Below are 13,258 nucleotides of genomic sequence, written 5' to 3' on the forward strand. Positions count from 1 at the left end.
GGGGTGCCCGGGGGTGTACGAGGCCGTGCACGGTCTCCTATGAGCAGGGTCCAGCAGGAATCGTCCCCATTCATCATTTCGGCTTGAAACCGTTCCCGGCCCTTTTCTCCGGTCGTGCCCTGATCATGGGCGTGATCAACGTGACGCCGGATTCCTTTTCCGATGGCGGATTGTGCGCTTCGACCGAAAGCGCACTGCGACACGCAGCAGCCCTTGTGGAGGAGGGGGCGGACATGCTGGATATCGGGGGCGAATCCACGCGTCCAGGCAGTTGCCCCGTCGGTGTGCGCGAAGAAATGGATCGCGTCATTCCGGTGGTGCGGGCGCTGGCGGATGCGGGCACATGTGTTTCGGTGGACACTTCCAAGCCGGAAGTGATGCAGGCGGCCATCGAGGCCGGGGCGGCGATGATCAATGACGTCAATGCATTGCAGGCCCGGGGTGCGCTGGAGGTGGTGGCCCGGAGCGGCGTCGCGGCATGCATGATGCACATGCAGGGCGATCCGCGCAGCATGCAGATCAATCCCCAGTATAATGACGTGGTGAAAGAGGTATGGGATTTCCTGCGGCAGCGCTTGGATGCCGCCCTGGCAGCGGGCATCGCGCGCGAGCGACTGGTGATCGACCCCGGTTTTGGCTTTGGCAAGACGCTGCAGCACAACCTCGAGCTGTTGCGGCACCTCACCCGATTCTCGGAGCTGGACGTGCCGGTGCTGGTTGGCCTGTCGCGCAAGTCCATGCTGGGGACCGTCACCGGCAGGGAGGCTGGCGATCGCACCCATGCCAGCGTAGCGGCAGCGCTTCTGGCACGATCCGGCGGTGCCCGCATCCTGCGCGTGCACGACGTACGGGCGACGCGGGACGCGCTGGCGGTATACGAAGCGGTCAATGCGGCCTGATCCCGGCATGTTCCTTCGACTTTCCTCTGATTCCTTCTGGGAGATACGATGATGCGTAGATATTTCGGCACGGATGGAGTACGCGGGCGGGTGGGGGAAACGCCCATTACTCCAGAATTCATCATGCGCCTTGGTTATTCCGCCGGCAAGGTGCTGGCATCTTCGGACTGGCATCTGTCGAGGGGAGAGCGGCCAGCGGTACTGATCGGCAAGGATACGCGCATTTCCGGCTACATGCTGGAGTCTGCCCTGCAGGCCGGCCTGTCGGCGGCGGGCGTGGATGTGCTGCTGTCGGGGCCGACACCGACGCCGGCGGTGGCCTATCTGACCCGGGCGCTGCGCCTGCAGGCCGGCATCGTCATCTCCGCCTCGCACAATCCATTCGAGGACAACGGCATCAAATTTTTTTCAGCGGAGGGAAGCAAGCTGCCCGATGCGACCGAGCGCGAGATCGAAGCGGGACTGGAAGCTCCCATCCGGACGATGCCTTCAGCCCAGCTTGGCAAGGCGCGTCGTGTCGATGACGCCCGGGGGCGCTACATCGAGTTCTGCAAGAGCACCTTCCCGAATCATCTGGATTTGCGCGGCTTGCGCATCGTGATCGACTGCGCCCACGGGGCGGCCTACCAGATCGCTGGACATGTGCTGCACGAACTGGGGGCCGATGTCGTCGCTATCGGCGTGCAGCCCGATGGCCTCAACATCAATCAGGAATGCGGCGCCACCCATGATGCTGCTTTGCGCGACGCGGTCAAGCGCCACCAGGCGGACATCGGCATCGCCCTGGATGGTGATGGTGATCGGGTCATCATGGTCGATGGCGAGGGCATGCTCTACGATGGTGACCGCCTGATCTACGTCATTGCCCGGCATCGCCAGCAAAAAGGGGTATTTGACGGAGGAGTGGTAGGCACGCTGATGACGAATCTTGCGGTCGAGAAGGGCCTGAAAAAGCTGGGCATCTCGTTCGCCCGGGCCAATGTGGGCGATCGTTACGTACTGGAACTCATGCAGCGGGAAGGCTGGCAGCTTGGGGGCGAGGGTTCGGGCCATATCATCTGCACCGACAAACATACCACCGGCGACGGCATCATTTCCGCCCTCCAGGTGCTCTACGCCCTGCGCGACACCGGACTGTCCCTGCCGGAACTGGCGCACGGTGTCGCGCTCTATCCCCAGAAACTGATCAATGTCAGGGTGTCGAAAGGATTCGATGCGCATGCCAACGCAGCGATCCGGGCGATACAGGACGAGGCGGAGCGCAGCCTGAACGGGAGTGGCCGCGTCCTGCTGCGGCCTTCGGGCACCGAGCCGCTGATACGTGTCATGGTCGAGGGAGAGTCCCTGCAGCAGGTCGAGCACTGGGCGCAGAAAATAGCGGATGTGGTACACGATGCGGCGGAGGCGTGAGCAGGGAGGGATGGCGGGAAACAATGACGGGGATGGGAGGGCGGACGACTGTCTTGCCGTTGTAACATGGGTGGTCTAGCATGCTCATGCCGTGTCGGGGAAGAAGGCCCTGCGCAGTCCGGTACCGGCCGGTTCGCTACCGGATTCAGGTCACAAAGGAGAAGAGAATGCCAGAATCGCCTGTCGTACGAACAGTGCAGGCATCGCTTGCACTGGGCCTGCTGCTCGGCGCCATGGGTGTCGCGAGCGCCAATGCAGTAGTCAAGATAGATGGCTCCAGTACGGTCTATCCCATCACGGAGGCGGTGGCGGAGGACTTCCAGATCGCAAGGAAAGGCAAGATCAGGGTCACCGTGGGTATTTCGGGTACTGGCGGAGGTTTCAAGAAATTCTGTCGTGCGGAAACCGACATCGTCAATGCATCGCGTCCCATTCTGAAGAAGGAGATGGATGACTGCAAGGCGGCCGGCGTGCAGTACGTGGAAATGCCGGTGGCGTATGATGCGCTGACGGTCGTGGTGAATCCCAGGAACGACTGGATCAAGACCATCACGGTTGCCGATCTGAGGAAGATCTGGGAGCCCGCCGCTCAGGGAAGGGTCATGAAGTGGAATCAGGTCAATCCGGCATGGCCGGATGCGGAGATCAAGCTGTATGGGCCGGGGGCGGATTCCGGAACCTTCGACTACTTCACCGAGGCCATCGTCGGCAAGGCCAAGTCGAGCCGGGGAGACTTCACCGCGTCGGAAGACGACAACGTACTGGTGCAGGGCGTGGCAAGCGACAGGAATGCGCTCGGTTTCTTCGGGTTTGCCTATTATGTCGAGAACCAGAAGAAGATCAGAGCGCTCGCCGTGGATGGCGGCAGGGGCGGGATTCTGCCCTCCGTGAAAACGGTGGAAGAGGGAAGCTACCAGCCGCTGTCGCGCCCCATCTTCATCTATGTCAACATCAAATCTGCGCAAAGACCGGAAATCCGGGATTTCGTGGAGTTCTACATGCGCAATGCGGCTACGCTGGTCAAGGAGGTAAAATTCTTTCCTCTGCCCGCAAAGGTCTACACCGTCAATCTGGAGCACCTCGAGAAGAGAAAGGTCGGTACCGTATTTTCAGGTCAATCTGAGATCGGCCTGAAGATCGAGGACTTGCTGCAGCGCGAGGCCAGCTTCTGAGCGCGGATCGTGGATGCTCGTGCTGCCAAACTGGCAGGCTGCAGGCGCCCACGCCCGTCGTTCCTCGTCTGCGACCGGTTGCCCCGTTCGGCCTTGAGCACGCGGGAGGTGCCCGGTATCTCGTCACGGCGGCGGGCCGGTATTCGTTTCCCCCTTCCGGATCCGGTCTGATCGAACCCGTCATGTTGCATTCCGGGAGGTGTTCCGGCCCGGCGCACAGGAATTGAGGTTCTCGAGTTGTAGGTCGTCGAGAGCTATGGGAAAATGCCGGATTGCGTGGTGCCGCCATGCGCGATCCCGATGCGGAGCCGCAAGTGGCCGCGGTTCGCCTGTCGTGGTGATGATGCCCTCCGGGAAAATGCATACACATAACCCCAGTCGCTGGTACGCCCTTTCGCGTCGGGATATGCGAGCGGGGTGGTACGCTATGGGCCAAAGAAACGCGTGCGGCGCATGACCGTCGTGCGTCTGCCGGACGGTTCGGAGCGCCGCTATGATCAACCGGTGACGGTAGGAGAGGTGGCAGCCTCGATCGGTGCGGGGCTCGCTCGTGCCGCGCTGGCGGGCAAGGTCAATGGCAGGCTGGTGGATGTCTCCAGTCCCATCGAGCACGACAGCGATCTGGCCATCGTGACCGACAGGGATCCCGAAGGCCTGGAGATCATCCGCCATTCCAGCGCGCACCTGCTGGCGCACGCAGTCAAGGAATTGTTCCCGGATGCCCAGGTGACCATCGGGCCGGTGATAGAAGACGGCTTCTATTATGACTTCTCCTACAAACGTCCGTTCACGCCGGAAGATTTGGCGGCAATAGAAAACCGCATGGCGCAGATCAGTGCGCGCAATCTGAAGGTGGAGCGCAAGGTATGGGATCGTTCGGAAGCCATCAATTTCTTCAAGAACCAAGGCGAGCACTACAAGGCGCAGATCATTGAAAGCATCCCGGGCGACGAGGACGTGTCTCTCTATACCCAGGGGAATTTCACCGATCTGTGCCGCGGCCCGCATGTGCCGACGACTTCGAGGCTGAAGGTATTCAAGCTGATGAAGCTTGCCGGCGCCTACTGGCGCGGCGATTCCCGCAACGAGATGCTGCAGCGCATCTACGGTACGGCATGGACGCGGAAAGAGGATCAGGATGCCTACCTGCTGCGCCTCGAGGAGGCCGAGAAACGTGACCATCGCAGGCTCGGCAGGCAGCTGGACCTGTTCCACATCCAGGAAGAGGCACCTGGCATGGTATTCTGGCATCCCCGGGGCTGGATCATCTGGCAGCAGGTGGAGCAGTACATGCGGCGGATATTTCGCGACAACGGCTACCAGGAGATCCGCACGCCGTCGGTATTGGACAAAGGCCTGTGGGAGCGTTCCGGCCACTGGGAGAATTTTCGCGAGAACATGTTCATCACGCATTCGGAGGAGCGTGATTTCGCGGTCAAGCCCATGAACTGCCCCGGGCACGTGCAGGTATTCCGCCAGGGATTGAAGAGCTACCGCGATCTGCCCCTGCGTCTGGCGGAATTTGGTTCCTGCCATCGCAACGAGCCCTCCGGCGCCTTGCATGGCATCATGCGCGTGCGCGCATTCACCCAGGACGATGCGCACATATTCTGCACCGAACCCCAGGTGCAGGACGAGGCAGTGCAGTTCATCGAGCTCCTGCAGAAGGTGTATGCCGACTTCGGCTTCGACGAGATCCTGATCAAGCTGTCCACCCGCCCGGAAAAGCGCGTGGGTTCGGAGGCGCAGTGGGATGCGGCGGAAGCCGCGCTGGAGGCGGCGCTCGCCCGCAAGGCGCTCGACTGGACATTGCAGCCAGGCGAGGGTGCTTTCTACGGCCCCAAGATCGAGTTTTCCCTCAAGGACAGTATCGGCCGGGTATGGCAGTGCGGCACGTTGCAACTGGATTTTTCCATGCCCGAGCGGCTGGGTGCGGAGTATGTCGCGGAAGACAATTCCCGCTGCGTGCCGGTGATGCTGCACCGGGCGATCCTCGGTTCGCTGGAGCGCTTCATCGGCATCCTTCTCGAGAATCATGCAGGGGCCCTGCCGTTATGGCTGTCCCCGGATCAGACGGTGGTGCTGAATATTTCAGAGGGGCAGGCGGACTATGCCCGGGAAGTGACGGACACGCTGAAGCGGGAGGGCATACGTGCCTGCGCGGACTTGAGAAATGAGAAGATAACCTATAAAATACGTGAGCATAGCTTGCGGAAACTGCCTTATCAGGTCATAGTCGGCGACCGGGAGGTTGCCGCGGGGCTGGTATCGGTGCGAACCCGGGAGGGTTCGAATCTTGGTCAAATGTCATTGCAGGCGCTGATCGAGCGGTTGAGAAGAGAAGCGTCTGTCGGAGCCGGCGCGTCCGTCGGCGATAACACACCTGGGGAGTTACTATAGTCCAAGAAAAAGCAGCGCGCATCAATCAGGAGATTACCGCACCGGAGGTGCGCTTGATTGGCGTGGAAGGAGAACAGATCGGCGTGGTGTCCCTGGCAGCTGCCAACAGCCTGGCAGAGGAGGCCGAGGTGGATTTGGTCGAGATCGCCCCCACCGCACAACCGCCGGTGTGTCGCCTGATGGATTACGGCAAGTTCCGTTATCAGGAAAGCAAGAAAAGACACGACGCCAAGCTCAAGCAGAAACAGGTTCAGATCAAGGAGGTCAAGTTCCGGCCCAATACCGACGATGGTGACTACAACATCAAGTTGCGCAATCTGATCGGTTTTCTGCAGGAGGGCGACAAGGCCAAGATCACCTTGCGTTTTCGCGGTCGCGAAATGGCGCATCAGGAATTTGGTGTGCGCTTGCTGGAGCGGATCAAGGCCGATCTGGAGATGCATGCGGTGGTGGAGCAGTTTCCGCGGATGGAGGGTCGGCAGATGGTCATGGTGCTGTCTCCGCGCAAGCGGGAGGTGAAGGTCATCAAGCCGAAGGCTCCCGAGGATTCTAGCGGTGCCGGCCAGTTGGGAGGGAGCAGGCAGGAGACGGCGTCCCGGATCGAGGATGCCACCTCCCGGTGAGTTAGCAGACGACATTGCATCCCGTGGCGGTTCATGCGGCCGAAATGCAGGTTTGCGTCGGATGCACAACAAGTGATTTCCGGGTTTTCGAAGTGTTCTTGCGGGAACCGCCCGGCGTCATCCAAGACAGGAGTCGTAGCATGCCAAAAATGAAGACCAAGAGCGGGGCGGCAAAGCGTTTCAAGGTGCGGGCCGGTGGCAGCATCAAGCGCTCGCAGGCGTTCAAGCGTCACATATTGACCAAGAAGACCACCAAGAACAAGCGTCAGTTGCGCGGCACCACTGGCGTTCATGCCAGCGACGTGGTGTCTGTGCGCACCATGCTGCCCTACGCCTAAGGAGAGAACGCCATGCCAAGAGTCAAGCGGGGCGTCACGGCCCATGCCCGTCACAAGAAGGTATTGACGCTCGCGAAGGGTTATCGCGGGCGGCGCAAGAACGTCTATCGCGTGGCCAAGGAAGCGGTGATGAAAGCGGGGCAGTATTCCTACCGCGATCGCCGCCAGAAGAAGCGCGACTTCCGCGCCTTGTGGATTGCCCGCATCAATGCTGCGGCCCGCGAATGCGGGTTGTCCTACAGCGTGTTCATGCACGGCCTGAAGAAGGCCGAGATCGAGGTGGATCGCAAGGTGCTGGCGGACATCGCCGTATTCGACAAGGCGGCCTTTGCCAGGATAGCCGAGCAGGCCAAGGCCAGCCTGGCCACCTGAAAGCCGGTAGTCACGGGAAGGCGCGAAGCGGCCACGGATGGCCGGTGGCGGTTCCTTCCTGCTGTGACTGGAATCTCCGTCGCGTTCCATGAACAATCTGGATGCTCTGCTCAACGAGGCCGTCGATCGGTTCAACAGCATAGGTGATGCCGCTGAACTGGAGCAGGCCAAGGCGTATTACCTCGGCCGCAACGGCAAGCTGACTGATCTGCTGAAAGGCTTGGGCCGGTTGTCGCCCCAGGAGCGCCCTGTCGTGGGCAGCCGCATCAATCAGGTGAAGGAAGCGCTGGAGACGGCGCTCCGACTGCGGCGCGATGCCATACGGGAACAGCAGATGGCGGCGCAGTTGACCGGCGAGGCCCTGGATGTCACATTGCCGGGGCGCGGTTCGGGCAGGGGTGGACTGCATCCGGTCACGTTGACACTGGAGCGCATCGAATCCCTGTTTCGCGCGATCGGCTTCGCGGTGGCGTCAGGCCCGGAAATCGAAACCGATTTCCACAATTTCACCGCGCTCAATATTCCGGACAATCATCCGGCCAGGGCGATGCACGATACTTTCTATATCGACGATGCCCGCGGCGGATATCTCCTGCGTACCCATACCTCGCCGGTGCAGATCCGCTACATGCAGCACAGTCGTCCACCCCTCAAGATCATTGCGCCGGGACGAGTATACCGTCGCGATTCGGATCTCACCCATACGCCCATGTTTCATCAGGTGGAGGGGCTGTGGGTGGACGAACAGGTCAATTTCGCGACTCTGAAGGGCGTGCTTGCCGACTTCATGCAGCATTTTTTCGAAAGGGACGACCTGCGCGTCCGTTTTCGTGCCTCTTTTTTCCCGTTCACGGAACCGTCTGCCGAGATGGACATCGGCTGCGTGATGTGCAGCGACGGTTGCCGCGTGTGCGGCCACACCGGCTGGCTGGAGGTGCTGGGATGCGGCATGGTGCACCCCAACGTCTTCCATCATGTCGGGATCGACGCCGAACGGTACACGGGGTTTGCCTTCGGCATGGGTGTCGAACGGTTGGCGATGCTGAGATATGGTGTCAGCGACCTGCGCCTGTTCTTTGAAAACGACCTGCGGTTCCTCAAGCAGTTCAGCTGAGGCGTTCCATGATTCCATACTGTGTGAGCATGCGTGCGCGACGTTCCATCGATGGCGGGCGCACCGCCTTTTTTCCGGATAGCTCATGAAATTCTCGGAAAAATGGCTGCGTACCTTCGTCGATCCTCCATTGCCGACACATCGGCTGGCGCATGCGCTGACCATGGCGGGACTGGAAGTGGAGGCTCTCGAACCCGTCGCAGCGGACTTCGAGGGAGTGGTGGTGGCGCAGGTGCTGTCGTCGGAGAAGCATCCGGATGCCGATCACCTGAATATATGCCAAGTGGATGTCGGCGCCTCTGCCGGACGCGAGTCGCTGCAGATCGTCTGCGGGGCAGGCAACGTTCGCAGCGGAATGAAGGTGCCTTGCGCCCTGGTCGGGGCACGCTTGCCGGGCATGGTCCTGGCCCGTGCCACGATACGCGGGATCGACTCCCAGGGCATGCTGTGCTCGGCCGGGGAACTCGGCCTGGAGGACACCGGCGCAGGTTTGCTGCAGCTGGCCGACGACGCACCCGTGGGGGCGGATTTTCGTGGCTACCATGAACTCGACGATACGCTGGTCACGCTCAAGCTGACGCCCAACCGCGCCGACTGCCTGGGATTGCGGGGCATCGCGCGGGAAGTGGCGGCGATTACCTCCACCGTACTCAATCCTTTCGAGGATGCCTCAGTCGAGGGTACCATGGACGGATCCGTGGGGGTGCGAATCGAGGCGCCGGAGGCCTGTCCGCTGTACTGCGGCAGGGTGATACGTGACGTGACCCTTGCCGCCACCGTTCCGCCCTGGATGATCCGGCGGCTCGAGCGCAGCGGGATACGCTCCATCAACGCGGTGGTGGACGTCACCAACTACGTCATGCTGGAGACCGGTCAGCCGCTGCATGCCTTCGACCTTGGCAGGATCGCGGGTACGGGAAGCGGCCAGGGGATGATACGCGTGCGCTTCGCCGCGCCCGGCGAAGCGCTTCATTTGCTGAATGGCGTGCACCTCGCTTTGCAGCCCGACATGCTGGTCATTTCCGATGAGGGAGCGCCGCTGGCGCTCGCCGGCATCATGGGTGGGCGTGACAGCGGGGTGCAGACCGGTACCACGGCCCTGTTCCTGGAAAGCGCATTCTTCGCTCCCGACGTGATCGCCGGCAAGTCGTTTCGCCTGGGCTTCAATTCGGATTCCGCCCATCGTTTCGAGCGCGGCGTGGATTTTGCCGCCACCCGCGCCGTGCTGGAACGGGCCACGCGCCTGATACTCGACATCTGTGGCGGTCGTGCGGAAGCCGTCGTCGAAGCGCGCGGCCGGATTCCATCCCGCCCGCCGATCGACTTGCGTCTGAGCCGGTTGCGGCGCGTGCTCGGCATCGAGCTGGACGAGGCCGCGGTCGCCGGGATACTGCGCCGCCTGGGATTCGAATTCTCGACCACCTCCGGCGTGTTGCGCGTCATCCCGCCGAGCTACCGTTTCGACCTTGCCGTGGAGGAGGATCTGATCGAAGAAGTGGCACGCATCCATGGGTATCACCACATTCCAGCCGACACCCCACGCGCGGGGCTGGGCATGCTGCCCGTGCCAGAATCCCGGCGCGCGCCGTCGCGGCTGCGCCAGATCCTGGTGGAGCGGGAGTATCAGGAAGTGATCAACTATGCTTTCGTGGATCCCGCATGGGAACACAGCCCGGCAGGGGAGTGCGCGCCGGTGGCACTGAAGAATCCGCTGTCGGAGCAGATGAGCGTGATGCGCAGCAGCCTGCTGGGAGGTCTTGTTGCAAACCTGCAGTTCAATCTCAATCGCAGGCAGACACGGGTACGGCTGTTCGAGATCGGGAGCTGTTTCGAGCGGGGAGCGGAGGAGTACTTGCAACCCGAGAGACTGGCCGGCCTTGCCTGTGGGGATGCACTGGCGGAGCAGTGGGGAGCGCCCGCGCGCAAAATCGACTTCTACGACGTCAAGGCGGACGTCGAGGCGCTGTTCTGGCCGATGCTGCCCGATTTCGAACCGGCTTCCCATCCCCTGCTGCATCCGGGGAAGTCTGCCCGTATCATCCACGGCGGAAAATCCGTCGGCCATCTTGGATCTCTGCATCCCCGTTGGCAGGGGCTACTTGGACTTGCCGACTCCGCGGTACTTTTCGAGTTGGATCTGGAGGTGCTGCTCGAACGAGCGTTACCCCACGCCGGGGAGATTCCCAGATTCCCATCGATACGTCGCGACATTGCCGTGGTAGTGCCGGAAAACGTCACCGTGCGGACGCTGCTGGATAGCATGCGGGCACAGCAGCAGTCCATGGTCGCGGAGATTTCGGTGTTTGACATATACCGCGGCAAGGGAGTGGAAGATGGTAAAAAAAGTCTTGCATTCCGAGTGTTATTGCAAGATACTCAAAAGACTCTGACGGATGCGGAAGTAGACATTGTCATGGAAAGGCTGGTGCGCGCACTAGAAAATCAATGTGGGGCCATGTTGCGACATTGAGGAGTCGCAGCGATGATCCACTCGCAGACGTGGATGGACTGAATGAGGGAGAACATGACCTTAACAAAGGCTGAGCTGGCGGATTTGCTGTTCGAGAAGGTGGGACTCAACAAGCGCGAGGCGAAGGACATGGTGGAATCTTTTTACGAAGAGGTACGCGCCGCGCTGCAGAACGGGGATGCCGTCAAGTTGTCCGGTTTCGGCAATTTCCAACTGCGCGACAAGCGGCAGCGTCCGGGGCGCAATCCCAAGACCGGCGAGGAAATACCGATCACCGCACGTCGCGTCGTGACCTTCCATGCCAGCCAGAAGCTGAAGGCCATGGTCGAGCAGAGCCATCAGCATGGAAAACAGGACGCACGGTAGCGTCCTCCTGCCCATTCCGGCGAAACGCTACTTCACCATCGGCGAAGTGAGCGAACTCTGTGCCGTCAAGCCGCACGTGCTGCGTTACTGGGAGCAGGAATTCTCCCAGCTGAAGCCGGTCAAGCGGCGGGGCAACCGCCGCTATTACCAGCATCATGAGGTGTTGCTGGTGCGTCGCATCCGGGAGCTGCTGTACGATCACGGTTTCACCATCCAGGGCGCCCGCGGCCGCCTGGGCCAGGGCATGCCGGATCCGGCACGGGCAGCCTCGGTTCCCGCATCGGTCGATCTGGCATCGCTGCGCAGCGAGATCGGCAGCGTGGTGTCGCTGCTGCGATCCTGATGCACCCCTTCGATCCCGCGGCAATCTCCCCGGCGGGCGGCTTCCGGAGGAGATTCCCTGTGCTGCGGGCTTGTTTGCTATAATTCCGACGTTCGGGGCGTAGCGCAGCCTGGTAGCGTACTTGCATGGGGTGCAAGTGGTCGGAGGTTCAAATCCTCTCGCCCCGACCAAAACCCAATTCCCAATCGATCGTCTGCGTGCGTCTGCCCATGACAGGCCATACGGTTACTCGGTATTGTTCGAATGCGCATACTGCTCAGTAATGACGACGGGTATTTTGCGCCGGGCCTGGCCTGCCTTGCCGAAGTGCTGTCCAGCATCGCGGACATCATCGTGGTGGCTCCCGAGCGCGACCGCAGCGGTGCCAGCAATTCCCTGACACTGGATCGTCCGCTGCATCTGCGCAAATCGCACAACGGCTTCTATTATGTGAACGGCACTCCCACGGACTGTGTGCATCTGGCGGTCACCGGGATGCTGGACACCCTGCCCGACATGGTCGTGTCCGGCATCAACGACGGCGCCAACATGGGCGACGACACCGTCTATTCGGGAACGGTGGCGGCCGCCACCGAGGGTTTTCTGCTGGGCGTGCCATCCATTGCCGTTTCTCTGGCCGGTTTTTCTGCCGGCAATTTCGGTACGGCTGCGCGCGTTGTCGCCGACATGGTGCGGCGCTTCCAGCGTGACAAATTACTCGGCCCCGTGCTGCTCAACGTGAACGTGCCGGATATCGCCCACGAGGCGTTGCAGGGGATGGAGGTGACCCGGCTCGGCCGCCGGCACAAGGCCGAGCCGGTCGTACGCTCCCGGACTCCCCGGGGAGAGACCGTCTACTGGGTAGGCGCGGCCGGTTCCGCCCAGGATGCGGGAGAGGGCACGGACTTCCTTGCTGTCGAGCGCAACAAGGTATCGGTGACGCCGCTGCAGATCGATCTCACCCGATACGGTCAGCTGGATGCCGTCAGACAGTGGCTCACGAAATAGCGGCTGGCTTCCCGGCCAGGCTGCGCGGGCGACGATGGTGAACGTGCACCATTCCGGCATCGGCATGACGTCCCAGCGTACCCGAGCGCGAATGATCGAGCGTCTCCGGGAGCAAGGCATCCGCGACGAAGTGGTGCTGGGGGCGATGAGCGCGACTCCGCGCCATATCTTCGTCGAGGAGATTCTGGCCAGCCGCGCCTACGATGATCTGGCCCTGCCGATCAATTTCGGCCAGACGATTTCCAGTCCGTTCATCGTGGCACGCATGAGCGAACTGCTGCGCGCAGGCATGGGCCTGGGCAGAGTGCTGGAGGTCGGATCGGGCTGCGGCTACCAGACGGCGGTACTGGCGCGGCTGGCGCGCGAGGTATACTCGATCGAGCGCATCGGGCCGTTGTTGATGCGCGCACGCGCCCGGCTTAGGGAACTGCGTCTCGGCAATGTTCGCCTGAAGCATGGCGACGGCCTGCTGGGCCTGCCGGAGTGTGCGCCATTCGACGCCATCATGCTGACTGCGGCAACCGCGCACGTTCCCTCGTCCCTGCTGGAACAACTGGCGATTGGCGGTAGAATGGTGCTGCCCAAGGGCAGCCAGGATCAGCGACTGTGCGTGGTCGAACGGGATGCGGAGGGCTGCGTGGAGACGGTATTCGATGAGGTCAGGTTCGTGCCGATGCTGCCGGGCGTCCTGAAGGGCTAGCAGTGCGAGAGGGCAGTACAGGCCGCCCGCCATCCACGGCGGCAAGCGCGAGGTCGGGATGCCA

Annotated in this window: 13 protein-coding genes and 1 tRNA gene; all 14 read left to right on the plus strand. The window is 61.8% G+C overall.

All coding sequences use genetic code 11. The features are described from left to right. The first annotated feature begins 83 nt into the window (after positions 1 to 83). The 14 genes from folP (at position 84) to BT108_RS00605 (ending at position 13,194) form a co-directional block, all read left to right on the plus strand. Positions 84 to 899 carry a dihydropteroate synthase gene (gene folP, locus BT108_RS00540; protein WP_369816906.1) on the plus strand — a complete coding sequence of 272 codons (816 nt, stop codon included), beginning with the start codon at positions 84 to 86 and terminating at the stop codon, positions 897 to 899. Positions 900 to 947: 48 nt separating this feature from the next. Beyond that, on the plus strand, positions 948 to 2,309 hold the full coding sequence (gene glmM / locus BT108_RS00545; protein ID WP_072292604.1) for a phosphoglucosamine mutase: 1,362 nt from the start codon (positions 948 to 950) through the stop codon (positions 2,307 to 2,309). A gap of 167 nt (positions 2,310 to 2,476) precedes the next feature. Next, positions 2,477 to 3,481: a PstS family phosphate ABC transporter substrate-binding protein gene (locus tag BT108_RS00550; RefSeq protein WP_072292605.1), complete on the plus strand. Its 1,005-nt coding sequence runs from the start codon at positions 2,477 to 2,479 to the stop codon at positions 3,479 to 3,481. Positions 3,482 to 3,934: 453 nt separating this feature from the next. After that, positions 3,935 to 5,881 carry a threonine--tRNA ligase gene (gene thrS, locus BT108_RS00555; protein ID WP_072292800.1) on the plus strand — a complete coding sequence of 649 codons (1,947 nt, stop codon included), beginning with the start codon at positions 3,935 to 3,937 and terminating at the stop codon, positions 5,879 to 5,881. Beyond that, positions 5,878 to 6,504, plus strand: a complete 627-nt coding sequence (gene infC, locus BT108_RS00560; RefSeq protein ID WP_083566069.1) for a translation initiation factor IF-3 — start codon at positions 5,878 to 5,880, stop codon at positions 6,502 to 6,504. Before thrS ends, infC begins: the two co-directional genes overlap by 4 nt. A gap of 140 nt (positions 6,505 to 6,644) precedes the next feature. Then, positions 6,645 to 6,842, plus strand: a complete 198-nt coding sequence (rpmI, locus tag BT108_RS00565) for a 50S ribosomal protein L35 (protein WP_072292606.1) — start codon at positions 6,645 to 6,647, stop codon at positions 6,840 to 6,842. Positions 6,843 to 6,854: 12 nt separating this feature from the next. Next, the gene (gene rplT, locus BT108_RS00570) at positions 6,855 to 7,214 is read left to right on the plus strand and encodes a 50S ribosomal protein L20 (protein ID WP_072292607.1); all 360 of its coding nucleotides are present in this window, start codon (positions 6,855 to 6,857) and stop codon (positions 7,212 to 7,214) included. An 88-nt stretch (positions 7,215 to 7,302) separates the two neighbouring features. Then, entirely contained in the window at positions 7,303 to 8,328 is a 1,026-nt protein-coding gene (gene pheS, locus BT108_RS00575; protein ID WP_072292608.1) for a phenylalanine--tRNA ligase subunit alpha, read from the plus strand. Positions 8,329 to 8,413: 85 nt separating this feature from the next. Then, positions 8,414 to 10,798: a phenylalanine--tRNA ligase subunit beta gene (gene pheT / locus BT108_RS00580; RefSeq protein WP_072292609.1), complete on the plus strand. Its 2,385-nt coding sequence runs from the start codon at positions 8,414 to 8,416 to the stop codon at positions 10,796 to 10,798. Positions 10,799 to 10,852: 54 nt separating this feature from the next. Continuing rightward, entirely contained in the window at positions 10,853 to 11,164 is a 312-nt protein-coding gene (locus BT108_RS00585; protein WP_072292610.1) for an integration host factor subunit alpha, read from the plus strand. Then, positions 11,142 to 11,507: a MerR family transcriptional regulator gene (locus BT108_RS00590; RefSeq protein WP_072292611.1), complete on the plus strand. Its 366-nt coding sequence runs from the start codon at positions 11,142 to 11,144 to the stop codon at positions 11,505 to 11,507. Before BT108_RS00585 ends, BT108_RS00590 begins: the two co-directional genes overlap by 23 nt. A 93-nt stretch (positions 11,508 to 11,600) precedes the next feature. Continuing rightward, positions 11,601 to 11,677, plus strand: a tRNA-Pro gene (locus BT108_RS00595). A 73-nt stretch (positions 11,678 to 11,750) separates the two neighbouring features. After that, positions 11,751 to 12,494 carry a 5'/3'-nucleotidase SurE gene (surE, locus tag BT108_RS00600; protein ID WP_072292612.1) on the plus strand — a complete coding sequence of 248 codons (744 nt, stop codon included), beginning with the start codon at positions 11,751 to 11,753 and terminating at the stop codon, positions 12,492 to 12,494. A 34-nt stretch (positions 12,495 to 12,528) separates the two neighbouring features. After that, the gene (locus BT108_RS00605) at positions 12,529 to 13,194 is read left to right on the plus strand and encodes a protein-L-isoaspartate(D-aspartate) O-methyltransferase (RefSeq protein WP_218184789.1); all 666 of its coding nucleotides are present in this window, start codon (positions 12,529 to 12,531) and stop codon (positions 13,192 to 13,194) included. Positions 13,195 to 13,258 lie beyond the last annotated feature (64 nt).

It is taken from the genome of Nitrosovibrio sp. Nv17, from assembly GCF_900119085.1.
In the GTDB taxonomy this organism is placed as follows: Bacteria; Pseudomonadota; Gammaproteobacteria; order Burkholderiales; family Nitrosomonadaceae; genus Nitrosospira.

Bases quoted from the DNA above. Each gene is read 5' to 3' on its own strand.
- rplT (WP_072292607.1), top strand. From the start codon at position 6,855: ATGCCAAGAGTCAAGCGGGGCGTCACGGCCCATGCCCGTCACAAGAAG.
- pheT (WP_072292609.1), top strand. From the start codon at position 8,414: ATGAAATTCTCGGAAAAATGGCTGCGTACCTTCGTCGATCCTCCATTG.
- BT108_RS00590 (WP_072292611.1), top strand. From the start codon at position 11,142: ATGGAAAACAGGACGCACGGTAGCGTCCTCCTGCCCATTCCGGCGAAA.
- rpmI (WP_072292606.1), top strand. From the start codon at position 6,645: ATGCCAAAAATGAAGACCAAGAGCGGGGCGGCAAAGCGTTTCAAGGTG.
- surE (WP_072292612.1), top strand. From the start codon at position 11,751: ATGCGCATACTGCTCAGTAATGACGACGGGTATTTTGCGCCGGGCCTG.
- BT108_RS00550 (WP_072292605.1), top strand. From the start codon at position 2,477: ATGCCAGAATCGCCTGTCGTACGAACAGTGCAGGCATCGCTTGCACTG.
- BT108_RS00585 (WP_072292610.1), top strand. From the start codon at position 10,853: ATGACCTTAACAAAGGCTGAGCTGGCGGATTTGCTGTTCGAGAAGGTG.
- glmM (WP_072292604.1), top strand. From the start codon at position 948: ATGATGCGTAGATATTTCGGCACGGATGGAGTACGCGGGCGGGTGGGG.
- pheS (WP_072292608.1), top strand. From the start codon at position 7,303: ATGAACAATCTGGATGCTCTGCTCAACGAGGCCGTCGATCGGTTCAAC.
- thrS (WP_072292800.1), top strand. From the start codon at position 3,935: ATGACCGTCGTGCGTCTGCCGGACGGTTCGGAGCGCCGCTATGATCAA.
- BT108_RS00605 (WP_218184789.1), top strand. From the start codon at position 12,529: ATGGTGAACGTGCACCATTCCGGCATCGGCATGACGTCCCAGCGTACC.